The 21,832-nt window shown below is 68.5% G+C and carries 20 protein-coding genes; 10 read left to right on the forward strand and 10 right to left on the reverse strand.

Translation table 11 applies throughout. The features are described from left to right. Positions 1-205: 205 nt before the first annotated feature. The 3 genes from P0Y52_13915 to P0Y52_13925 form a co-directional block, all read right to left on the reverse strand. Positions 206-1,231 carry an alpha/beta hydrolase gene (locus P0Y52_13915; protein WEK57619.1) on the reverse strand — a complete coding sequence of 342 codons (1,026 nt, stop codon included), beginning with the start codon at positions 1,229-1,231 and terminating at the stop codon, positions 206-208. Further along, the gene (locus P0Y52_13920) at positions 1,228-2,127 is read right to left on the reverse strand and encodes a methyltransferase (GenBank protein WEK57620.1); all 900 of its coding nucleotides are present in this window, start codon (positions 2,125-2,127) and stop codon (positions 1,228-1,230) included. The genes P0Y52_13915 and P0Y52_13920 overlap by 4 nt, the downstream gene beginning before the upstream one ends. A gap of 78 nt (positions 2,128-2,205) precedes the next feature. After that, complete coding sequence (locus P0Y52_13925; GenBank protein ID WEK57621.1) at positions 2,206-3,006, reverse strand: methyltransferase; 801 nt, start codon at positions 3,004-3,006, stop codon at positions 2,206-2,208. Between the two features lie 286 nt (positions 3,007-3,292). On the opposite strand from P0Y52_13925, the gene P0Y52_13930 reads away from it, so the two are divergent. Then, on the forward strand, positions 3,293-3,766 hold the full coding sequence (locus tag P0Y52_13930; GenBank protein ID WEK57622.1) for an Hsp20 family protein: 474 nt from the start codon (positions 3,293-3,295) through the stop codon (positions 3,764-3,766). A 65-nt stretch (positions 3,767-3,831) separates the two neighbouring features. Here the strand turns inward: P0Y52_13930 and P0Y52_13935 are convergent, their stop codons facing one another. Genes P0Y52_13935 through gpmA form a run of 3 tightly spaced genes read right to left on the reverse strand, consistent with a single transcriptional unit; the run spans position 3,832 to position 6,503 of the window. Beyond that, a complete protein-coding gene (locus tag P0Y52_13935; protein ID WEK57623.1) occupies positions 3,832-5,103 on the reverse strand; it encodes a pentapeptide repeat-containing protein in 1,272 nt (423 codons plus the stop codon). Positions 5,104-5,163: 60 nt separating this feature from the next. Beyond that, complete coding sequence (locus P0Y52_13940) at positions 5,164-5,793, reverse strand: bifunctional diaminohydroxyphosphoribosylaminopyrimidine deaminase/5-amino-6-(5-phosphoribosylamino)uracil reductase RibD (protein WEK57624.1); 630 nt, start codon at positions 5,791-5,793, stop codon at positions 5,164-5,166. Beyond that, positions 5,790-6,503: a 2,3-diphosphoglycerate-dependent phosphoglycerate mutase gene (gene gpmA / locus P0Y52_13945; protein ID WEK57625.1), complete on the reverse strand. Its 714-nt coding sequence runs from the start codon at positions 6,501-6,503 to the stop codon at positions 5,790-5,792. Before gpmA ends, P0Y52_13940 begins: the two co-directional genes overlap by 4 nt. 193 nt (positions 6,504-6,696) lie before the next feature. Here gpmA and P0Y52_13950 point away from each other — a divergent pair, with 193 nt between their 5' ends. The 3 genes from P0Y52_13950 to P0Y52_13960 all read left to right on the forward strand — a co-directional run bounded on the left by P0Y52_13950 (position 6,697) and on the right by P0Y52_13960 (position 10,947). Further along, entirely contained in the window at positions 6,697-8,196 is a 1,500-nt protein-coding gene (locus tag P0Y52_13950) for a phosphomannomutase/phosphoglucomutase (GenBank protein WEK57626.1), read from the forward strand. 40 nt (positions 8,197-8,236) lie between these two features. Next, positions 8,237-9,541 (forward strand): FAD/NAD(P)-binding protein, encoded by a 1,305-nt coding sequence (locus tag P0Y52_13955; GenBank protein WEK57627.1) that lies wholly within the window; start codon positions 8,237-8,239, stop codon positions 9,539-9,541. Between the two features lie 119 nt (positions 9,542-9,660). Next, complete coding sequence (locus P0Y52_13960) at positions 9,661-10,947, forward strand: cystathionine gamma-synthase family protein (protein ID WEK57628.1); 1,287 nt, start codon at positions 9,661-9,663, stop codon at positions 10,945-10,947. Positions 10,948-10,985: 38 nt separating this feature from the next. On the opposite strand, the gene glmM is transcribed toward P0Y52_13960, so the two are convergent. Next, the gene (glmM, locus tag P0Y52_13965) at positions 10,986-12,338 is read right to left on the reverse strand and encodes a phosphoglucosamine mutase (protein WEK57629.1); all 1,353 of its coding nucleotides are present in this window, start codon (positions 12,336-12,338) and stop codon (positions 10,986-10,988) included. 195 nt (positions 12,339-12,533) lie between these two features. Here glmM and glmS point away from each other — a divergent pair, with 195 nt between their 5' ends. From glmS to P0Y52_13990, 5 genes are all read left to right on the forward strand, one after another. Further along, positions 12,534-14,348: a glutamine--fructose-6-phosphate transaminase (isomerizing) gene (glmS, locus tag P0Y52_13970; protein WEK57630.1), complete on the forward strand. Its 1,815-nt coding sequence runs from the start codon at positions 12,534-12,536 to the stop codon at positions 14,346-14,348. A 271-nt stretch (positions 14,349-14,619) separates the two neighbouring features. After that, on the forward strand, positions 14,620-15,498 hold the full coding sequence (galU, locus tag P0Y52_13975) for a UTP--glucose-1-phosphate uridylyltransferase GalU (protein ID WEK57631.1): 879 nt from the start codon (positions 14,620-14,622) through the stop codon (positions 15,496-15,498). Between the two features lie 258 nt (positions 15,499-15,756). Then, positions 15,757-16,107 (forward strand): UrcA family protein, encoded by a 351-nt coding sequence (locus P0Y52_13980; protein ID WEK57632.1) that lies wholly within the window; start codon positions 15,757-15,759, stop codon positions 16,105-16,107. Between the two features lie 86 nt (positions 16,108-16,193). Next, positions 16,194-17,417, forward strand: a complete 1,224-nt coding sequence (locus P0Y52_13985) for an NAD-dependent epimerase/dehydratase family protein (GenBank protein ID WEK57633.1) — start codon at positions 16,194-16,196, stop codon at positions 17,415-17,417. Positions 17,418-17,427: 10 nt separating this feature from the next. Further along, complete coding sequence (locus tag P0Y52_13990) at positions 17,428-18,309, forward strand: SDR family NAD(P)-dependent oxidoreductase (protein WEK57634.1); 882 nt, start codon at positions 17,428-17,430, stop codon at positions 18,307-18,309. A 10-nt stretch (positions 18,310-18,319) separates the two neighbouring features. Here the strand turns inward: P0Y52_13990 and fabB are convergent, their stop codons facing one another. From fabB to P0Y52_14005, 3 genes are all read right to left on the reverse strand, one after another. Beyond that, positions 18,320-19,549, reverse strand: coding sequence for a beta-ketoacyl-ACP synthase I (gene fabB, locus P0Y52_13995; protein ID WEK57635.1), 1,230 nt, complete (start codon positions 19,547-19,549; stop codon positions 18,320-18,322). Positions 19,550-19,610: 61 nt separating this feature from the next. Next, the gene (gene fabA, locus P0Y52_14000) at positions 19,611-20,150 is read right to left on the reverse strand and encodes a 3-hydroxyacyl-[acyl-carrier-protein] dehydratase FabA (protein ID WEK57636.1); all 540 of its coding nucleotides are present in this window, start codon (positions 20,148-20,150) and stop codon (positions 19,611-19,613) included. Between the two features lie 68 nt (positions 20,151-20,218). Further along, entirely contained in the window at positions 20,219-20,773 is a 555-nt protein-coding gene (locus P0Y52_14005) for an SH3 domain-containing protein (protein WEK57637.1), read from the reverse strand. A gap of 68 nt (positions 20,774-20,841) precedes the next feature. Between P0Y52_14005 and P0Y52_14010 the strand changes: the two genes are divergently transcribed. Continuing rightward, positions 20,842-21,828 (forward strand): D-glycerate dehydrogenase, encoded by a 987-nt coding sequence (locus tag P0Y52_14010; GenBank protein ID WEK57638.1) that lies wholly within the window; start codon positions 20,842-20,844, stop codon positions 21,826-21,828. Positions 21,829-21,832: the final 4 nt, after the last annotated feature.

The raw sequence follows: 21,832 nt of genomic DNA on the forward strand, positions 1-21,832 counted from the left end.
TCGTGACGGGGCTTTGCGCCGCAAAAACGTGGCTGAACACGCCGAGGTCCAGCACGCCCCTATGATGCGCCCTGGTCTTTGACACAGTCTGGAGTTTTCGCTGAGGAGGGCGGGTCGTTCGACAAAACACGAACCCGGCCCCGCCCCGCTTCCATTGCACCAATTGCACGATTTTTTTTCGTCGCGCAGTGCAATCGATCAGGCTTCAGGCCGCGCCCTTGGCCGGCGCAGCCGTCGCCGTCTGGCCCTCCGCCGGGGCGACATAGCCGGCCAGGGCGTCGAACTCGTCGAGGAAGACGCCGCGCAGGGGGTCGGCTTCCATGATCACCTCATGCAGGGCGCCCGGCACCTCGACATAGCGGCCCCGACCCAGGCGACGCGCCGCCCAGCGGTTGGTCTGCTTCCACACCTTGTCGTCGTCCGAAGCCTGAACCACGCAGACCGGGATCTTGACCGACTTCAGCGCCCGCGGCTTCAGCGCCCGCTCGCCGGCGTCCAGGGCAAAGGCCAGCCAGCCCCAGGTCGGGCCGCCGATGGCCAGGTGCGGGCAGGCGTAGAGCTGCTGACGCCACAGATCATAACGATGCTGATCCGAGGTCAGGGCGTCATTCTCGAAGGTGTGGTCGAAGGGATCGTCGGGATTATCCAGCACATAGTCGCCCGCCTTGCCGTGACGCAGGTTCCAGCGCACCGCCAGCTTGACCGACCACATCGACCGCTTGCCGGTCTTGATGCGCAGCATGGGACTGGACAGCAGGGCGGCGGCGAACCGATCCTCGCCCGCCTCCAGCGACAGCAGGTTCAGCGCCCCGCCCATCGAGTGGCCGACCATGATCCAGGGCTTGGGCGCCTTGGTCTCATAGGCGTCCAGCAGACGGGCGTAGTCGTCCAGAAACTCCTCGACCGCGCGCGCATGGCCCCGCAGCCGGTCGGGCAGCAGCCGCGCCGACAGGCCCTGACCGCGCCAGTCGTGGGCCAGGACGCAGAAGCCGCGCGCCAGGAAGTTGCCGATGACCTCGAAATACTTCTCGATCGGCTCGGTGCGGCCGGGGCTGAGCACCACGGTGCCGCGCGGCGTCCTGGCCACCATGGCCGACGGCGTCCACAGGGCGGCGCGCAGGCGAAGCCCGCCCGCGCCGCGGAACCAGTCGCCTTCTCCGCCAGGAGGCGAGGCGGCGCCGGGAACCCCCATCAGGGGCGCATGGGCGGCGAAGGCGGTGGCGCGGTTCACTCGGGCTTCCTGAACTTCAAGGTCATGCGATCGCTCTCGCCGATCGCGTCGTATTTGGTGCGGTCGAACTCGGGATTGGCCGGCTGGCCCATGGGCGCCGTCAGGCGGGTCGGCGCCAGGGTGTCGGCCCCGAAGGGATGGTCCTTGGTGTCGGCCGGGTTGGCGTTGATCTCCGAGGCTTCGACGAAGACGAAGCCGGCCTCGGCGGCCAACTGCTTGACGAAGGATTCCTGCACATAGCCGTTGGCGGCCGCCGGGTCCTGATCCTCGTCGGGCTGCAGACGGTGCTGTTCGACACCCAGAACCCCGCCGGGACGCAGGGCGGCGTAGGCGTCGGCGAAGGCCTTCTCGGCCAGGCCCGCCGCCATCCAGGCGTGGATATAGCGGAAGAAGAGCACCAGATCGGCCGTCCCGGCGGGCGCCACCGGCCCCGTGCCCGCGCCGAAGGCGCTGAACGGGACTGTGCCGTACAGCTTCTTGTCGGCCTCAAGCCTGGCCTTGAGAGCCTTGTTGATGGCGATCTGCGCGGGATCAGCGGCAGGGCCTTCAGCGAAGCCGGCCAGATAGAGCGTGCCGCCGCCCTTGTTCAGATAGGGGGCCAGAATGTCGATATACCAGCCGCTGCCGGGCCAGAAGTCGACGACCGTCATCTTCGGCTGCAGACCAAAGAACCTCAGGGTTTCCAGCGGGTGGCGCCAGGCGTCGCGCGCCTTGTCCGCCGGCGAGCGCCAGGAACCGGCGACCGCCCATTCCAGCGACCCTTCCGGCGGGCCCGAAGGCGCGGCGGGGACCGGAGCCGCAGCCTTTTCTTCCTTCTTGCCGCAGGCGGCCAGGCCGGCGAAGGCGGCCATGCAGGCCCCCGCCAGAACTGCGCGTCGCGTCGACCGCTCAGCCATGCGCGCCTCCCTGGGTCAGGATCATCATGCCTTGGGGCTTAAGGCGGTTCTCCACCAGCGTCAAAACCGCAAACCGCATCAGTTCGCAGTCTCGGGCTTGCGGAAGCGCAGGGTCATGCGGTCGCTCTCGCCGATAGCGTCGAAGGCGGCGCGTTCCTCGGCGGTCAGGGTGCGGCCCCCTTGTTCCGACGTGCGGACCGGCGGCAGAGTCCAGACGCCGAACGGATGGTCGCGGTCGTCCTTGGGATTGGCGTTCAGTTCGCTGCGCGCCTCCAGCTCGAAGCCAGCGCGGCGGGCGGCATGAATCACATAACTTTCAGGCACATAGCCGGTCGAGGCGACGTCGGCGACGTTCAGGCCCTCGACGCTGCGGTGCTGTTCGACCGCCAGGACGCCGCCGGGCTTCAGCGCCTTGAAGAAGGCCGTCAGATAGGGGTCGGTGCGGCCGTCGCTGGACCAGTTGTGGAAGGCCCTGGCCACCACCACCATGTCGGCGGTTCCGTCGGCGACGCCCATGCTCTCGGTCGGCTTGCTGACGGGGACATAGCGCCCGCCGGTCGCCGCCGCGTAGGGCTCAAGGATGTGACGCCACCAGCCGGCGCGGCCGGGCTCGATCTCCACCACCGTCAGCCCCGGTTGCAGACCCCAGAAGGTCAGGGTCTCGAAGGGATGGCGCTGGCTGTCGCGGGCGCGGTCGGCTTCCGGCCGGGTGGCGGAGGCGATAGCAGCCTGAAGGGCGACGTCCTCGGCCATGGTCGGCATCTCCATCGACAGGCCCTGACGGTGCTGCAGGGACGCCGTTTCGGGCGGCGCGGTCTGGGCCATGACGGGGGCGGCGAGGGCGGACGCCAGCAGGGCGGCGAGGACGAGAGGTCGCATGGGGGCTCCGGTCGGTCCTGAAAGAAACAATCCGTAACCCTTACGGCGCTTCGCGGCCTCGGCAAGGCGCGGATTGGCCCAAGCGACGATTTCGCGCGCTTCATCGTCGGCTGAGGGCGCCCCTTGCGCCATGGAAATGCGCGCCTACCTCTTTCTCCGAGAGCGCCGCTTCCGGGCTCTCCAGACCTGACGGGGCCGATCTCGGACCGCCCGGACTGAATCCCTCCGCCGTCCGGGGCCAAATCGCCGGGCGGTTCAACCTTGCTGAACCTCAGAAGGATGACCCATGCGTACCTATGATTTTTCGCCGCTCTATCGTTCCGCCGTCGGCTTCGACCGTCTGGCCCGTCAACTGGAAAGCGCCGCGCGCTCCAGCCAGGAAAACGGCTGGCCCCCCTATAATATCGAGACGACTGGCGAGAACGCCTATCGCATCGAAATCGCCGTCGCCGGCTTCTCGCCCGACGAGCTGAACATCGAGGCCAAGGAAAACCTGCTGACCGTCACCGGCAAGAAGGCCGCCAACGACGACGCCGCGGTCCAGAAGACCTATCTCCACCGTGGCCTGGCCGAGCGCGACTTCGAGCGCCGTTTCCAGCTGGCCGACTATGTGGTGGTCAAGGGCGCCGACCTGTCCAATGGTCTGCTGACCATCGACCTGCAACGCGAACTGCCCGAGGCCCTCAAGCCGCGCCGCATCGAGATCGCGACCGGCAAGATGATCGAGGACAAGAGCGACAAGGCGGATAAGGCCGCCTAAGCGCAGCTGACGCCTCACTGACCGATAAGGGGCGGCGTTCGCGTCGCCCCTTTTTCGTGCGCGCTCTAGGCCGCTTTCAGATCCGCCGGGTCCAGCCCGCGCGCGCCGCCGGTCTGGGCGCCGGTGAAGTCGGCCTGCTTGACCTGGGCCCCGTGCATGACCGCTCGGCTGAGGTCCGCGCCCTTCAGCACCGCCCGGCGCAGATCGGCGCCCGACAGGTCCGCGCCGCGCAGCACAGCCCCCGACAGGTCCGCCGGCAGCAGCCTGTCCGCTCCCAACATTAGCGGCCCTAGCTGGGCCTCGCGCAGGTCCGACCCATTCAGCTTGGCCCGCCCCAGCCGCGCCCCGCGCAGATCGGCACGGCGCAGGTTGGCCGAGCGCAGATCCGCGCCTTCCAGCTGCGCCCCCTGAAGCTGCACGCCCTCCATGTCGAGGCCGTAGAAGACCGCCCCCTTGGCCGACAGGGCCGTCAGGTTCAGCCCGCGAATGGACTCCAGCGGACGCAGGTCGACCCCGTCGAACACCGAGGGCTGGCCTTCGGCTCCCCCCGTCTCGCACCACTGGGCGTGGTCGCGCAGCATCTCGGCGGCGGGCATGCGGCTGACGGATTCGCCCGCCGACCGATTGTCGGTCAGGGTCCCCTCCATATTGGCCCCGTCGGTGCGCCACATGGTGGCCTTGACCCCCACCAGAATGGCGTCGGTCAGGTCCGCGCCCGACAGATCAGCCCCCGAAAGGTCCGCGCCCGCCAGATCGGCGCCGGTGAAGTTGGCCTGCTTCAGATTGGCCCGGACCAGCTTGCAGTCCTTCATGATGGCGTCGGTGAAGTCGGCGGCGATGGCCACCATGCCGGTCATGCGCGAGCGTTGCAGGTTGGCCCCGACCAGGCTGGCGCCCTGGGCCTGGGTGTCGCCGCGCTTCTGGGCCTCGATGACACGGAAGCCCAGCTTGCCGTCCGCCGCCGCGATCGTGCCCTCGCGCAGGTCGGCCTCGAACAGGTCGGCGCCCGACAGGTCGGCCCCGCGCAGGCAGGCGCCGCGCAGATCGGCCCGACGCAGGCTGGCCTCAGTCAGGTTGATGTCCTGCATGTCCGCGCCAAAGAAGTTGGCGTTGTCCAGCTTGGCCCCGGACAGGTCGCAGTTGTGCAGGCGGGCTGCGGCGAAATCGGCGTCGGCCAGGTTGCGCCCCCGCAGCGTCAGCCCCGACAGGTCCATCCAGGCGAAGACGGCGCGCGCCCCGCCGGGCCGCGCCTGCCACAAGCGGTCATGTTTGGCGCAGATCAGGTCGACCTCGGCCTGGGTCGGTTTCTTGCGGACAGGATCGGCAGCGTCGCTCATGCCGACAATATGGCTTACGCCGCATTAAGGAAGCTTTGCGGAAACGAGGGTTTCCGAGCTCTACTCGGTCAACAAGCCCTGCTCGCGCAGGGCGTCGGCCAGTTCGCCCTCCTGGGTCCAAAGCCGGGTATAGCCCGCCTCGCCCAGCCGGTTCAGCTCGGTCGTCAGGTCGGCGCGCGGCGCGGCGACGAAGCGGCCGTCGAAACCCTTGCCGTCCTCGCTGACGCGGACCATGGGCCGCCCGGTCTCGACCCGGTGGAGGAAGCCTTCGCACAGGACGGCGGCCTCCTCGGCCAGCAGGCCCGTCTCGACCGTCAGGCCCGACTGGCGCAGACGCTCGGTGCCCCGGCCCGAGGCGAAGGGCGAAGGATCGAGGGCGGCGATCACCACCCGCGCGACCCCGGCCTCGGCCAGGAAGTGGGCGCAGGACTTGCGGCCCGACGAGCGGGCGCCGCACGGCTCCAGCGTGACATAGGCGGTCGCGCCCTTCACGGCCTCGCCAGCGGCGGGCACGGCCTGTTCCTCGGCGTGCGGGCGTCCGCCCGGCGCGGTGGCCGCTTCAGCCAGCACCACCCCGTCCTTGACCAGGACGCAGCCGACCGCCGGATTGGGCCAGGTCTCGCCCATGCTGGCCAGCGCCAGATCAATGGCGCGGCGCATGTGGATGGCGTCGGCTTCGGACGTACTCATGCGATGGCCGGCAGGGCTTGCGCCCGCGCCTGGTCCAGATAGCGAGCGGCGACCGGCTTCAGGTCGGCGTCCAGATCGATCTCCAGCGGATTGCCGGTGGGGATTTCAACGCCGACAATCTGATCGTCCGGCACCGCGAACAGCAGCTTGACGATGGCGCGCAAGCTATTGCCGTGGGCGGCGATCAGCACGTCCTCGCCAGCCTTCAGGCGCGGCGCGATCTCGGCGTCCCAATAGGGCTGCACCCGGTCCAGCGTGGTCTTCAGGCTCTCGGTGTCGGGAATGGCCTTGCCCTCGTAGCGAGGGTCAGAGCCGAAATCGAACTCGCCGCCCGACGCCAGGGGCGGCGGCGGCACGTCATAGCTGCGGCGCCAGACCTTGACCTGATCCTCGCCGTGCTTGGCCGCCGTCTCGGCCTTGTCCAGGCCGGTCAGGCCGCCGTAGTGACGCTCGTTCAGGCGCCAGTCCTCGACCACCGGCACGTCCTTCAGACCCGCCGCGTCCAGCGCCAGGGCGCCGGTGCGTTTGGCCCGCGTCAGGACCGAGGTGAACATGACGGCGGGCTTGAACCCGGCCTCGGCGATCAGCTCGCCGCCGCGCCGCGCCTGGGCCTCGCCCTCGGCGGTCAGGTCGACGTCCACCCAGCCGGTGAAGCGGTTTTCCAGGTTCCACTGGCTCTGGCCGTGGCGCAGCAGGATTAGGCGGGGCATGGGTGTCTCCGTATCGTAGCCTTTCGCGTAGGCCGGGGATGCGGGGGCGGTCAAGGTTTCACCGCCGCGAACCCCAATGCAGCCCGACGCCTCGCCGCGCGTTCTTGGCCTCTCGGGGGACGCCCGCTATACCGCCACGCTAGGGCGCGGGCAGTTCATTCCCCCGCCCGTTCGCCTATGCTCAGGAAGACCCATGTCGAAACCGCGCCAGGATATCCGCCCCAATACGGCGGAGTATGAAACCACCCCCCTGGTGAAGCCGACCGGCTTTCGCGAATACGACGCCCGCTGGATTCTGGAAAAAGAGATCAACCTGCTGGGCATTCAGGCCCTGGGTCTGGGCCTGGCCACCTATGTCCATGAGATCGGCCAGCGGCCGCGCATCGCCGTGGGCCACGACTTCCGCTCCTACTCCCTGTCGGTGAAGCAGGCCCTGATCCTCGGCCTGCTGGAAGGCGGGATGGAGGTGGTCGACATCGGCCTGGCCCTGTCGCCGATGGCCTATTACGCCCAGTTCGCCCTGGACTGTCCCTGCGTGGCCATGGTCACGGCCAGCCACAACGAGAACGGCTGGACCGGGGTCAAGATGGGCGCCCAGGCCCCGCTGACGTTTGGCCCCGACGAGATCGGCCGGCTCAAAGACATCGTGCTTAACGGCGAAGGCGTCGCCCGCCCCGGCGGCCGCGTCGAGCACATCGAGGGCTTCCGCGAAACCTACATCAAGGACGTGGCGTCCAAGCTGAAGCTGACCCGTCCGCTCAAGGTCGTCGCCGCCTGCGGCAACGGCACCGCCGGCGCCTTTGCCCCTGAGGCCCTGCGCCTGATGGGCGCCGAGGTCATCGAGATGGACACCGACCTCGACTGGACCTTCCCCAAGTACAATCCGAACCCGGAAGACCACGTCATGCTGGTGGCGATGGCGCAAAAGGTGAAGGAAACCGGCGCCGACCTGGCCCTGGGCTTCGACGGCGACGGCGACCGCTGCGGCGTGGTGGACGACACCGGCGAGGAGATCTTCGCCGACAAGATCGGCCTGATGCTGGCCCGCGACCTGTCGGCTCTGCACCCGAACGCCACCTTCGTCGTCGATGTGAAATCGACCGGCCTCTACAAGACCGACGAGGTGCTGAAGGCCAATGGCGCCACCACCGTCTACTGGAAGACCGGCCACTCCTACATCAAGCGCAAGACCGCCGAACTGGGCGCCTTGGCCGGGTTCGAGAAGTCGGGCCACTTCTTCCTGTCGGGCGATCTGGGTCACGGCTACGACGACGGTCTGGTCGCCGCCGGCGCCGTCCTGGCCATGCTGGACCGCAACCCCGGCAAGAGCCTCAGCGACCTGAAGTCCGCCCTGCCCGACGCCTGGACCTCGCTGACCATGTCGCCGCATTGCGACGACGAGCTGAAGTATGATGTCCTGGCCAAGATCGTGAAGGAATACGAGGATCTGGCGGCCAGCGGCGGCTCCATCCTGGGCCGCAAGATCGTCGAGGCCATCACCGTCAACGGCGTGCGCGTCCACCTCGAGGACGGCTCCTGGGTCCTGGTGCGAGCCTCCAGCAACAAGCCGGAACTGGTGGTCGTGGTCGAGAGCATGAGGTCCGCCGACGACATGCGCGACCTGTTCCGCAAGGAGGTGAAGCCCCGCCTGGCCGCCCACCCCGAAATCGGCGCCTTCAATCAGGAAATCTGAGCTGAATTTGACGCGGTCGACGCCCGGGCGAGGTGCAACCATGAGCGACGCCTCCTCCCTGCCCGTGGTCATCGTCGGCGGCGGCTTCTCCGGCGCCATGCTGGCCGCGCGGCTGGCAGAGCGCGGACAGGCCTCGGTCCTGATCGAGCGCGGCGACGCCTTTGGTCCAGGCGTCGCCTACGCCACGCAGAATGACGCGCACCGGCTGAACGTCCGCGCAGGGCGCATGAGCGCCACGACGGACCAGCCCAACGACTTCATCGACTGGCTGAGGGCGCATCATCCCGATCAGGCGGACCCGAACGGCTTCGCCCCGCGCCGCCTCTATGGCCTCTATGTTCGCGACCGTCTGGCCACGGTTGAAGCGGCCTATCCCGGCCTGATCCGCCGCGTGAGCGGCGCCGTCATCGCCGTTGAGAAGCAATCGGCGGTCCTGTCCACCGGAGAGCGGATCGAGGGGCGCGCCGTGGTTGTGGCCACCGGCAACCCGGCCCCGCGCACCACCCCGGCCAGTGAGGGCGGGCGCATCATCGCCAACCCCTGGGCGCCCGACGCCCTGACGCCCATCCAGCCCGACGACAATGTCCTGATCCTCGGGGCCGGCCTGACCATGGTCGACGTGCTGCTGAGCCTGTCAGCCCAGGGCTGGCGCGGCCGGGCCACGGCGGTGTCGCGGCGCGGCCTGCTGCCTCGCGCGCACGGCCCCGAGCATGACGCGCCCGTCGACCTGCCGCCCGAAGCCCTGAGCGGCCCCCTGTCGGCGCGATTGTTCGCCGCCCGGCGCCTGGCCAGGGCCCCCGGCTGGCGCCGGGTCATGGAGGGTTATCGCCCGATCACGCTCGACCTGTGGCGCGCCGCGACGGACGCCGAACGCGCCCGCTTCCTGCGCCATCTGCGCCCCTGGTGGGATGTCCACCGCCACCGCATCGCCCCCGAGATCGCCGCCGAACTGGACCGAATGCTGGCCGAGGGCCGCCTGACCGTCTGCGCCGGGCGCGTCGGCGCGGTCGAGTCGTCCGCCGAGGCCGCTACGCTGCGCCTGACCACCCGCGACGGCGCACAGACCCTGTCGGCGTCGTGGCTGATCGACTGCACCGGCCCCGGCCATGACGCGACGACCGTGCCCCTGACCGCCGACCTGATCGCCGAGGGCCGCGCCCGTCTGGCCGCCTCAGGCCTGGGCCTCGATCTCGATGACGATGGACGCGTCCGCCACGCCGACGGCGCCGCCGATCCCGCCCTCTACGTCCTCGGCCCGCCCGCCCGCGCCGCCTTCTGGGAAACCATCGCCGTGCCGGACATCCGCCAGCGCATCGAGGCTCTGGCCGCCCTCTTGACGGCCTGATCCGACCCACCACCCTGCGGTCGAAACTTCCAAAGAGGCCCGCATTTCTTTCCGAGACATGGCGTCTGGCGGGCATTTGCCGGGTCGGCTATCACCGGGACAGGAGAGGAAACATAAAAATGAACCGTCACCGCACCCGCGTCCTTGGGGGCCGCACCCTCGCGCCTGAAACCCTGATGATGGGCTATGGCTATGACCCCGCCCTGTCGGAGGGCGCGATCAAGGCGCCCCTGTTCCAGTCGTCCACCTTCGTCTTCAAGTCGGCCGAGGACGGCAAACGCTTCTTCGAGGTCGCCTATGGCCTGCGCCAGCGCGACCCGGACGAGGCCCTGGGCCTGATCTACTCGCGCATCAACAACCCCAACCTGGAAATCCTCGAAGACCGCCTCGCCGTCTGGGACAAGGCCGACAAGGCCCTGGTCTTCTCGACCGGCATGGCCGCCATCTCGACGGCCATGCTGGCCCTGGTCCGCCCCGGCGACGTCATCCTCTATACGGCCCCGGCCTATGGCGGCACCGAATACCTGTTCGACCGCATCCTGCCCCGCTACGGCGTCAAGGCGATCAGCGTGCCCGCCGCCGAGGGCGCCGACGCCCTGGATGCGGCCATGTCCGCGGCCGCCGCCCTGGCGAAAACCACCGGCGGACGCCTCGCCGCCGTCTATCTGGAAACCCCGGCCAACCCGACCAACCAACTGGTCGACATCGCCCGCGCCGTGGCTGGGGCCAAGGCCGTGGATCAGGCCGAGCGCCCGATCGTGGCCGTGGACAACACCTTCCTCGGCCCCCTGTGGCAGAGCCCGCTGGAACTGGGGGCCGACCTCGTCATCTACTCCCTGACCAAGTATGTCGGCGGCCACTCCGACCTGATCGCCGGCGGCTGCATGGGCGCCGCCGACCTGATGGCGCGGGTGGGCGAGATGCGCACCATCTGCGGCACCAACACCGATCCGCACACGGCCTGGCTGCTGCTGCGCAGTCTGGAGACCCTGCACATCCGCATGGAACGGGCGCAGGAAAACGCCCTGGTCCTGGCCGAACGCCTGCGCGCCGATCCGCGCGTCAGCGCCGTCCTGACCGCCGGGGGGCCGGACGCTTCGCCGGAACAGCAGGCCATCTTCGAGGCCCAGTGCAAGGGTTCGGGTTCGACCTTCTCGCTGGAGCTTCCGGGCGGCGAGACCGAGGCCTTCCGTATGCTGAACGCCCTGCGGCTGTTCAAGCTGGCCGTCAGCCTGGGCGGCGCCGAGAGCCTGGCCTCGCACCCGTCCAGCATGACTCACTCGGACTATACGCCCGAAGCCAAGGCGCGCAGCGGCATCGGCGACAATCTGGTGCGCCTGTCGGTCGGCATCGAGAATGTCGAAGACCTGTGGGCCGACCTGCAACAGGCCCTGGCCGCGATCTGAGGAAGTCAGCGGGCGCCGTTCGCGGCGCCCGCCGACCCTTACTGACCCGCCGCCTTCACCGCCGCCGAGACCTCGGCGACCACGCGTTTGACCAGGGCCTCGTCGTCGCCCTCGGCCATGACGCGGATCAGTTTTTCGGTGCCCGACGGCCGCACCAGCAGCCGGCCCGAACCGTTCAGGGCGGCTTCGGCATCGGCCATGGCGGCCTTGACCTTGGCGTCTTCCAGCGGCTTGCCGGCGGTGTAGCGCACGTTCTGCAACAGTTGCGGCACCGGCTCGAACTGGCGCGCCAGCTCGCTCATCGGCACGCCGGTCTCGACCAGAACGGCCAGCACCTGCAGGGCCGCCATCAGGCCGTCGCCGGTCGTGGCGTAGTCCTTCAGGATGATGTGGCCCGACTGCTCGCCGCCGATGTTGAAGCCGCCCGCGCGCATCCGCTCCATGACGTAGCGGTCGCCCACCTTGGTCCGCTCCAGCGTCAGGCCCTCGGCCTTCAGCTTCCGCTCCAGCCCCAGATTGGACATGACCGTGGCGACCACGCCGCCGCCATTCAATCGACCCTTGCGCGCCCAGGCCAGACCGACCAGGGCCATGATCTGGTCGCCGTCGACCACGTGGCCTTTTTCGTCGCAGATGATCACCCGGTCGGCGTCGCCATCGAGCGCGATGCCGATGTCGCAGCGATAGCGCTTCACCGCCTCCGACACCGTGGCCGGATGGGTCGAGCCGCACTCGGCGTTGATGTTCAGGCCGTTCGGCTCGACGCCGACGGGAAAGACCTCGGCCCCCAGCTCATAGAGGGTGGTCGGGGCGACGCGGTAGCCGGCGCCGTTGGCGCAGTCGATGGCCACGCGCAGGCCCTTGAGGCTGAGCCGCTTGGGGAAGGCCGACTTGGCGATCTCGATATAGCGCGGCGGGGCGTCGTCGATGCGCTTGACCCGGCCCAGCTTGTCTGACGGCGCCAGGTCGTCGTTCAGGCCGCCGTCCATCAGGGCCTCGATCTTCAGCTCGATCTCGTCCGACAGCTTGTAGCCGTCCGGCCCGAACAGCTTGATGCCGTTGTCGGCATAGTCGTTGTGCGAGGCCGAGATCATGATGCCCAGATCGGCGCGCATCGAGCGCGTCATCATGGCCACGCCCGGCGTCGGCAGGGGGCCGAAGGTGCGCACGTCCATGCCCACGCTGGCCAGACCGGCCACGAGCGCGGGCTCGATCATATAGCCCGACAGGCGGGTGTCCTTGCCGATCACCACCAGATGGCGGCGGTCGTCGTCGGTGCGGAACAGCTTGCCCGCCGCCAGCCCGACGCGCAGCGCGACCTCGGCCGTCATCGGATGGGCGTTGGCGCGACCGCGAATGCCGTCGGTGCCGAAGTATTTTCTCTCGCCCAAGGGCGTCGTCCTTTGATGGCGGGGCGCCGGAGGGTTTGCAAAGAAACCTTCCGAAACCCATTTTTTGATGTCGCCGGCCTTCGCTTCCCCTAGACGCAAGATCACAGGGCGAGACGGGCTGAACCCTCTCGCTTACCCCTTACGGCGGCGTCGCGCAAAGCGAGACCGCCTCGCCCCTTGATCGGAGCAGACCTCATGTGCGGCATCATCGGCATTACGGGCGCAGGCGCCGTCGTCCCCCGCCTGGTCGACAGCCTGAAGCGGCTGGAGTATCGCGGCTATGACTCCGCCGGGATCGCGGCCATCGTCGACGGCCGCATCGAACGCCGCCGCGCCAAGGGCAAGATCCGCGAACTGGAGGCCGTGCTGGCCGCCGAGCCCCTGACCGGAACCATCGGCATCGGCCACACCCGCTGGGCCACCCACGGCGCCCCGACCACGACCAACGCCCACCCGCACAAGGCGGGCCGCGTCTGCCTGGTCCACAACGGCATCATCGAGAACTTCGCCGAGCTGAAGGCCGAGCTGGAAGCCGAGGGCCGCGTCTTCGAGAGCCAGACCGACACCGAGGTCGTCGCCCATCTGCTCGATCATAAATTGGCGGCAGGCCTGGCCCCGCTGGACGCCTTCAAGGCGACGCTGGACCGCCTGACCGGCGCCTATGCCCTCGCCGTCCTGATCGAGGGCGAAGACGAGTTGATCCTGGGCGCGCGTCGCGGCAGCCCCCTGGTCGTCGGCTGGGGCGAGGGCGAGATGTATCTGGGCTCGGACGCCCTGGCCGTCGGCCCCTTCACCCAGAAGATCTCCTATCTGGAAGAAGGCGACTACGTCGCCATGACCCGCTCGGGCGCCCACATGTTCGACGCCTCGGGCCGTCCCGCCGACCGCGCCGTGGTGCAGGTCGCGGCCTCCTCGGCCATGGTCGAGAAGGGGGCCTATCGCCACTTCATGGAGAAGGAAGTTCACGAGCAGCCCGACAGCGTCCAGCACACCCTGTCGGAATATCTCGACCTGGTGACCGGCACGGCCAAGACGCAAGGCGTGGACTTCGCCGCCGTCGACCGCATCCAGATCATCGCCTGCGGCACCGCCTTCTACGCCGGCCAGATCGGCAAGTACGCCTTCGAGAAATATGCGGGCCTGCCCTGCGACGTCGAGATCGCGTCGGAGTTCCGCTATCGCTCGCCGGCCCTGACGCCGGGCACGGTCGCCGTGGCCGTCAGCCAGTCGGGCGAGACCGCCGACACCCTGGCCAGCCTGACCTGGTGCAAGGCGCAAGGGTTGAAGACCGCCGCCGTGGTCAACGTCCACACCTCCTCCATGGCGCGCGAGGCCGAGGTCCTGTGGCCGACCCACGCCGGGCCGGAAATCGGCGTGGCCTCGACCAAGGCCTTCACCGCCCAGGTCTCGGCCCTGCTGGCGCTCGCCATCGCGGCGGGCGTGGCGCGCGGTCGTATCGGCGCTGACGAAGAGACGGTGCTGGTCAAGGCCCTGTTCGAGGCCCCGCGCCTGATCGCCGAGGCCCTGCAGATGGACAGCCAGATCCGCACCATCGCCCTCGACCTGGCCAAGGCGACCGACGTCCTCTTCCTGGGTCGGGGCGCCATGTTCCCCCTGGCCATGGAAGGCGCGCTGAAGCTGAAGGAGATCAGCTATATCCACGCCGAGGGTTACGCCGCTGGCGAGCTGAAGCACGGCCCCATCGCCCTGGTGGACGAAAAGACCCCGATCATCGCCCTGGCCCCGCTGGACGAGGTCTATGAGAAGACCGCCTCCAACCTGCAGGAAGTCGCGGCCCGCGGCGGCCCCGTCGTCATGATCGCCCCGGTCACGGCTCCGGCCCCGCACGGCGCAGGCATCCGCCGCGTCGACGCCCCCGACTGCCACCCGCTGATCGCGCCGCTGGTCTATGCCGTGCCGGTGCAGTTGCTGGCCTATTACACCGCCGTCCAGAAGGGCACGGACGTCGATCAGCCGCGAAACCTCGCCAAGTCGGTGACGGTGGAGTGATCGAACCCTTCTCCCCTTGAGGGAGAAGGTGGGCGCCGGAGGCGCTCGGATGAGGGGTGGAGGCGCCGCCCATCCGAAGCCGACATCGCCGTTCAGGATATCACGTCAAACCACCGCGACGACGCCCCTCATCCGTCAGGCTCCGCCTGCCACCTTCTCCCTCAAGGGGAGAAGGCTGACTGGTGCAGATGCAACCCGCCGCGCCCGCTCCCGTTTGGAACGGTCACGGTTTACGCCTATGACAGGCGGCTAACGACTTTCGGGACGACTGATGACGACTTTCCCCGCACGCCTTCGCAAGGCGGTTCTTCCTGTGGCCGGCCTGGGCACCCGCGTCCTGCCTGGCACCAAGACCACGCCGAAGGAACTGCTGAACGTCGTCGACCGGCCGATCCTGTCCTACATCGTCGAAGAGGCGCGTGAGGCGGGGATCGAGCATATCGTCTTCGTCACCGGCCGCGCCAAACAGGCGATCGAGGACTATTTCGACCACCAGATCGAGCTCGAGGCCCAGCTTCTGGCCAAGGGCAAGACCGAACTGCTGGCGGCCATGAACGCCGAACTGGCCACCGCCGGCGAGATGAGCTTCACCCGTCAGATGCAGCCCAAGGGTCTGGGCCACGCCGTCTGGTGCGCCCGCGACATCATCGGTCACGAGCCCTTCGCCGTCATCCTGCCCGACGTCATCGTCGACTCGCAGCCGGGCGCCCTGAAGCAGCTGGCGGACCTCTATGCCGAGGTCGGCGGCAACCTCATCGGCGTCGAAGCCGTGCCGGAGGCCGACACCCACAAGTACGGCATCATCGACCCCTCGGCCCAGGACGGTCGCCGCTTCGCCATGAAGGGCATGGTCGAGAAACCCGCGCAGGGCACGGCGCCCTCCAACATGTCGATCTCGGGCCGCTACATCCTGCAGCCGGAGATCTTCGACCTGCTGGAAACGCAGGAACGCGGCGCCGGCGGCGAGATCCAGCTGACCGACGCCATGGACCGCCTGATGAAGACCCAGACCTTCACCGCCTATGAGTACGAGGGCGTGACCCATGACTGCGGCGACAAGATCGGCCTATTGCGCGCCAACGTCGCCCTGGCCCTGAAGCGTCCCGACCTGGGCGAGGCGACGCGCGCGGCGATCACCGCCCTGCTTTGAGCCTCGACCGCCGCGCTGAGACGAAAGCGGCCCTGCGTCGCAGCCGTGAGACAAAAACCGCAGAGCGACGCGCCGATTGGCACAAATTCATCGATCTTCACGCGTTTTCATGAACGAATTTGTGTAGCAGGACAGGATGAACGCCTGATTTTTGCCGTCACAGTCTCCGCGATCTTCACCTAACGTCGCTCTCCAGTCGGACGCCCGTCCTCGAGGCCAAGGCCAGAGACGCGGCGCAGCGGGCGATCAGGAGATCGTATGATGAAGTCCTTGTTCATGGGCGCTGCCCTTGTGTTCGCCGGTGTCGCGCCCTGCGGCGCCCAGGCCCAGACCGGCCCCGCCGACCGCGAGAGCATTGCGGTCAGCTTCGCCGACCTCGACCTCACCCAACCGGCGGGATCGCAGCGCCTCAACAACCGTCTGAGATCGGCGGCGCAGCGCCTGTGCGGCGACACCAATCTGGTCGCGTCGGCGCCTCGGGCCCGTCACTGGTGCGTCAAGACAGCCGTGGCAGACGGCTGGGCCCAGGTCGAGACCAGCCGTTCGGCGCAGTTCGCCGAAAACCGCACCATCGTGCTCGCCGCCGTGCACGCTCGATCTCAGCCGTAGCAAAGGTCGCACCGACCCCCGCTTTCGTCGGCCTCCGCCATCGGCTAGGCAGGAGGCAGCGATAGAGACGAGGCGGGGTTCGACCAATGCGCGTGATCATTCTCGGCGGCGACGGCTTCTGCGGCTGGCCCACGGCCCTGCACCTGTCGGCGCGCGGCTGGGACGTGCTGATCGTCGACAACCTCAGCCGTCGCAACATCGACAATGAGCTGGAGGTCCAGTCCCTGACCCCCATCCGCACCATGGGCGAGCGCATCAAGGCGTGGCGCGAGGTGTCGGGGCGGACCATCGACTTCGTCAACCTGACGGTGGGCCAGGAGTTCGACCGCCTGGTCGCCCTGATCAGGGACTGGGCGCCTGACAGCGTCGTTCACTTCGCCGAGCAGCGCGCCGCCCCCTATTCGATGAAGTCGGCGCGGCACAAGCTCTACACCGTCGACAACAACATCAACGCCACTCATCACCTGCTGGCGGCCATCGTCGAGAGCGGGCGGGACGTGCATCTGGCCCACCTGGGGACCATGGGGGTCTATGGCTACACCACCGCCGGCCTGCGCATCCCCGAGGGCTATCTGAAGGTCACGGTCGAGACCGACCACGGCCCGACCGAGCAGGAGATCCTGTTCCCGCCCAATCCGGGCAGCATCTATCACATGACCAAGACGCAGGACGCCCTGCTGTTCCAATTCTACGCCCGCAACGACGCCCTGCGGATCACCGACCTGCATCAGGGCATCGTCTGGGGGGCCCAGACCGAGGAGACGCGTCAGGACGAGCGTCTGATCAACCGCTTCGACTATGACGGCGACTACGGCACGGTGCTGAACCGCTTTCTGATGCAGGCGGCGGTCGGCTATCCGCTGACGGTGCATGGCTCGGGCGGCCAGACGCGGGCCTTCATCCATATTCAGGACACGGTGCGCTGCGTCGAACTGGCGCTGAACAACCCGCCCAAGTCCGGCGACCGGGTCAAGATCCTCAACCAGATGACCGAGAGCCGCCGCGTCCGCGATCTGGCCCAGATGGTGGCCGACATGACCGGCGCCGAGGTCCACAACGTGGCCAACCCCCGTCAGGAGGCCGACGAGAACGAACTGGTCGTCGCCAACGACCAGTTCCGCGACCTCGGGCTGAAGCCGATCACCCTGGCCGAGGGCCTGATGACCGACGTCACCGACATCGCCCGCCGCTACGCCGATCGCGCCGACCGGAGCAAGATACCGTGCGTCTCCACCTGGAACGACAAGCGCGCCGAAGCGCTGCAGTCTGAGGGCGTCGCCGCCACGCTCGCCGCCGCCAAAACCGCCTGACCGGACCGCCATGACCCAGCCTGCCCCCGCCGCCCCTTCGCTTCTGGTCTTCGGCGGCGGCTATCTGGGACTAGCGGCGGCGCGCGAGGCCATCCGTCGCGGCGGCCGCGCCTTCGCCACATCGCGTGATCCAGCCCGACGCGCCGAACTGTCGGCGGCGGGTGTGATTGCGGTCGATCCCGCCGACGGCGCGGCGCTGACGGCAGCGATCGCCAAGGCCTCGGCCATCCTGATCACCGCCGCGCCGGACAGCGCCGGCTGCCCCGGCCTCAAGGCCCTGATTCCCGCGATCAGCGTCTCTCAGGCCTATCCCGACTGGATCGGCTATGTCTCTTCAACCGCCGTCTATGGCGACCGGGCGGGCGGCTGGGCCTTCGAGGACGACGAACTGAACGCCGCCAGTCTGGAGGGGGCGCGCCGGGTGCGGGCCGAGCAGGACTGGCTGGACGCGGGTCGCGGCATGGGGCTGACGGTGCAGATCTTCCGCCTGCCCGCCATTTACGGGCCCGGCCGGTCGCCGCTGGACCGCCTGCGCGACGGCGCCGCCCGGCTGGTGAAAAAGCCCGGTCAGGTGTTCAACCGTATCCATGTCGAGGACGCCGTCGCCGGCTTCTTCGCCTCGATGGCCCGCCCGCATCCGGGCCGCGCCTATACCTTGGCTGACGACGAGCCGGCCCCGGCGGATGTGGTGATGGCGGGGACGGCGGCGCGGCTGGGCCTGCCCCTGCCGCCCGAGGTGGCGCTGGACGATCCGTCGGTGTCGGACGCCATGCGGCGCTTCTACAACGACTCCAAGCGCCTCTCGAACGCCCGCGCCAAGGCCGAACTGGGCTGGCGGCCCAGATACCCGACCTGGCGCGAGGGGCTGGAAGCCCTGATCGCCGAGACCTGATCCCCGAAGACTAGACCTTGGACAGGATCAGGGCGCCGTTGGTGCCGCCGAAGCCGAAGCTGTTGGACATGACGTGCTTCAGTTCCCCGTCGTGGCGCTGACGCAGGATCGGCATGCCCTCGAACTCGGGATCGAGGTTCTCGATGTGGGCGCTCTCGGCGGCGAAGCCGTGCTTCATCATCAACAGGCAGTAGATGGCTTCCTGCGCGCCAGCAGCCCCCAGGGAATGACCCGTCAGCGACTTGGTCGAGGAGATCATCGGCAGGTCGTCGCCGAACACGTTGCGCACCGCGCCCATTTCCTTGGCGTCGCCGACCGGCGTCGAGGTGCCGTGCGGGTTGAGGTAGTCGATCCGAGGATTGCCGGCCATTTCCAGCGCCAGCTTCATGCAGCGTTCGGCGCCCTCGCCCGAGGGGGCCACCATGTCGTAGCCGTCCGAGTTGGCGGCGTAGCCGGTGACTTCGGCGTAGATGGTCGCGCCGCGCGCCACGGCGCGTTCGTATTCCTCCAGCACAACGATGCCGGCGCCGCCGGCGATGACGAAGCCGTCGCGGTCCTTGTCATAGGCGCGCGAAGCGACGCCAGGCGTCTCGTTGAAGTTGGAGGACATGGCGCCCATGGCGTCGAACATGTTCGACATGGACCAGTCGATGTCTTCGCAACCGCCAGCAAAGACCACGTCCTGCTTGCCCCAGGCGATCTGCTCGGCGGCTGCGCCGATGCAGTGGGCCGAGGTCGCGCAGGCCGAGGAGATCGAATAGTTGATGCCCTTCAGCTGGAACCAGGTGGCCAGAACCGCCGAGGGGCCGCTGGCCATGGCCTTGGGCACGGCGAAGGGGCCGACGCGCTTGGGCGAGCCCTTTTCCACGGTCGTGGCGGCGGCTTGCAGGATAACCTGGGTCGAGGGACCGCCCTCGCCGACGATCAGGCCGATACGCTCGTCCTTGATCTCGTCAGCGCTGAGCCCTGAGTCCTTCAGCGCTTCTTCAAAGGCGATGTGCGCCCAGGCCGTGCCGTTGGCCAGGAAGCGCGCCGCGCGACGATCGACCAGCGGCGCCCAGTCCTCAGCCGTCACGCCCAGGGCCGGCGGCGCCCAGACCTGCGAGCGGAAGCCGTACTTGGCGTGGTCGGCGGCGTGCTGGACGCCCGACTTGGCCTCGCGCAGGGAGGCCGTGACCTCGTCCTGACCGGTGCCGATGGAGGAGACAATGCCCAATCCGGTGACGACAACACGCCGCATGGTGGTTTCCTAACGTTCAGTCTTCAGGCGCCGCGTTGACCGCGGTCTGCGTTAAATGGGGTCAGGCGTCCGTCGACGCCACCGTGGCCGCGCCGCCGAACAGGCCGACGCGCATGTCGGCGCAGGTGTAGATGACCTCGCCGTCGGCCTCGAGCACGCCGTCAGCGATGCCCATGACCAGCTTGCGGTTGATGACGCGCTTCAGGTGGACCTTGTAGACCACCTTCTTGACGTCCGGCGTCACCTGGCCGGTGAACTTGACCTCGCCGACGCCCAGAGCACGACCCTTGCCGGCGCCGCCGATCCAGCCGAGGTAGAAGCCGACCAGCTGCCACATGGCGTCCAGGCCCAGGCAGCCCGGCATGACCGGATCGCCGATGAAGTGACACTGGAAGAACCAGAGGTCCGGGTTGATGTCGAGTTCCGCCTCGACATAGCCCTTGCCATAGTCGCCGCCATCGGCGGTGATGGTCTTGATGCGGTCGAACATCAGCATCGGCGGGGCCGGCAGCTGGGCGTTGCCCGGACCGAACAGCTCGCCACGGCCCGAGGCCAGCAGGCCTTCATGATCGAACGACGACGGATATTGGGACTGGCTCAAGGATGACGCTCCGGAAGTGTTGCGGGCGGGTTACACGACCCTGCGCGCGCGCTCAACTGTTGTGAAATCTAGCTTCGACCGGCGCCAGCCGGGCGAGCGGCGTTGCACAGGGCCCGGTCCTGGGTTCCGAACACGGCGCGCTCGGGCAGCCAGCCCCTGATCTTGCGGGCCCGCACCCGGCACCAGCCCTCTTCGCACTCGTCCAGTGAGACAATGGAGCGCGGCGACAGGCGCGCGCGCACCGACGAGGTGGCCGAGCGTCCCGAATGGATCAGGATTTCTTCGGCCGAGCGGTTGAACACGCTGCGGCGGCCCGAGGCCACGGTGCGGTGAATCCAGGCGACCGAACCGTCGGGGTCGCAGATCTTGCGCCACTCCTTGGTCTCGGCGATCACCTGAACCGGCAAGCCGGCGGCGCGGTATTCCCACAGGATCTGGTAATCGAGCCCCGGCCCCTGGCGAGCGCGCACCTGAGAGGACTTCAGCGTGACCCAGCGCGGCACTTCCAATCCGGTCGGGGTGGGCCGACCGTCGGGCATGGTCGCACCGGCGCCCGCGAAGACGCCCGTTCCCAGAACAGCGGCGATGACGGCGATACGCCGGAAACTTTTGAACCTGACCACAGCTTTGCTAAACACCGGATCGACACGTCCCGCACGGGCGCTTTTGCCCGTCGAAACCCAGGCCCCCTATGTCCGCTCGCAAGCTTAAGGTCGTATTAACCAGACGCCTGCCGGACGCGGTGGAGACGCGCCTGCGTGAACTGTTCGACGCCGAGCTGAATCTGACCGACAAGCCCATGTCGCGCCACGACCTGGCCGCCGCCCTGCAACGCGCCGAGGTCCTGGTCCCGACCATCACGGACCATCTGGACGCCGAGCTGATCGCGGGCGCGGGCGAGCAGCTGAAGATGATCGCCAACTTCGGCGCGGGCGTGGACCATATCGACATCGACGCCGCCGTGGCGCGCGGGATCATCGTCACCAACACCCCCGGCGTCCTGACCGAGGACACCGCCGACCTGGCCATGAGCCTGATCCTGGGCGTCAGCCGCCGCATCGTCGAAGGCGCCAATGTCGTCGCAGCGGGTCAGTTCGAGGGCTGGAGCCCGACCTGGATGTGCGGGCGCAAGCTGTGGGGCAAGCGGCTGGGCATCGTCGGCATGGGCCGCATCGGCCAGGCCCTGGCCCGCCGCGCCAAGGCCTTTGGGATGCAGGTCCACTATCACAACCGCAAGCCCGTTTCGGACATGATCGCCGAGGAGCTGGGCGCGACCTGGTGGGACGATCTGGATCAGATGCTGGCGCGAATGGACGTCATCTCGCTGAACTGCCCGGCCACCAAGGACACCCACCACCTGCTGTCGGCCGAGCGCATCGCCCGGCTGCAGCCCCACGCCATCGTGGTCAATACGGCGCGGGGCGAGCTGATCGACGAGGCGGCCCTGGTCGAGGCCCTGGATCGCCGCGCCCTGTTCGGCGTCGGTCTGGACGTGTTCGAGCATGAACCGGCGGTGCATCCGGGTCTGGTCGGCCGTCCGAACGTGGTCCTGCTGCCCCATCTCGGCTCGGCCACGATCGAGGCCCGCCAGGACATGGGCGACCGCGTCATCGCCAACATCATGACCTATCAGAACGGTCACCGCCCCCCGGACCGCGTCATCCCGGCCATGCTTTAAAGCT

It is taken from the genome of Candidatus Brevundimonas phytovorans, assembly GCA_029203145.1.
GTDB lineage: Bacteria > Pseudomonadota > Alphaproteobacteria > Caulobacterales > Caulobacteraceae > Brevundimonas > Brevundimonas phytovorans.

Coding starts and splice junctions, on each gene's coding strand:
- P0Y52_14010 (WEK57638.1), top strand. CDS start 20,842: ATGTCCGCTCGCAAGCTTAAGGTCGTATTAACCAGACGCCTGCCGGAC.
- P0Y52_13920 (WEK57620.1), bottom strand. CDS start 2,127: ATGGCTGAGCGGTCGACGCGACGCGCAGTTCTGGCGGGGGCCTGCATG.
- galU (WEK57631.1), top strand. CDS start 14,620: ATGACGACTTTCCCCGCACGCCTTCGCAAGGCGGTTCTTCCTGTGGCC.
- P0Y52_13930 (WEK57622.1), top strand. CDS start 3,293: ATGCGTACCTATGATTTTTCGCCGCTCTATCGTTCCGCCGTCGGCTTC.
- glmS (WEK57630.1), top strand. CDS start 12,534: ATGTGCGGCATCATCGGCATTACGGGCGCAGGCGCCGTCGTCCCCCGC.
- P0Y52_13925 (WEK57621.1), bottom strand. CDS start 3,006: ATGCGACCTCTCGTCCTCGCCGCCCTGCTGGCGTCCGCCCTCGCCGCC.
- P0Y52_13980 (WEK57632.1), top strand. CDS start 15,757: ATGATGAAGTCCTTGTTCATGGGCGCTGCCCTTGTGTTCGCCGGTGTC.
- P0Y52_13950 (WEK57626.1), top strand. CDS start 6,697: ATGTCGAAACCGCGCCAGGATATCCGCCCCAATACGGCGGAGTATGAA.
- P0Y52_13955 (WEK57627.1), top strand. CDS start 8,237: ATGAGCGACGCCTCCTCCCTGCCCGTGGTCATCGTCGGCGGCGGCTTC.
- P0Y52_13985 (WEK57633.1), top strand. CDS start 16,194: ATGCGCGTGATCATTCTCGGCGGCGACGGCTTCTGCGGCTGGCCCACG.
- P0Y52_13960 (WEK57628.1), top strand. CDS start 9,661: ATGAACCGTCACCGCACCCGCGTCCTTGGGGGCCGCACCCTCGCGCCT.
- fabB (WEK57635.1), bottom strand. CDS start 19,549: ATGCGGCGTGTTGTCGTCACCGGATTGGGCATTGTCTCCTCCATCGGC.
- P0Y52_13990 (WEK57634.1), top strand. CDS start 17,428: ATGACCCAGCCTGCCCCCGCCGCCCCTTCGCTTCTGGTCTTCGGCGGC.
- P0Y52_13940 (WEK57624.1), bottom strand. CDS start 5,793: ATGAGTACGTCCGAAGCCGACGCCATCCACATGCGCCGCGCCATTGAT.
- P0Y52_13935 (WEK57623.1), bottom strand. CDS start 5,103: ATGAGCGACGCTGCCGATCCTGTCCGCAAGAAACCGACCCAGGCCGAG.
- gpmA (WEK57625.1), bottom strand. CDS start 6,503: ATGCCCCGCCTAATCCTGCTGCGCCACGGCCAGAGCCAGTGGAACCTG.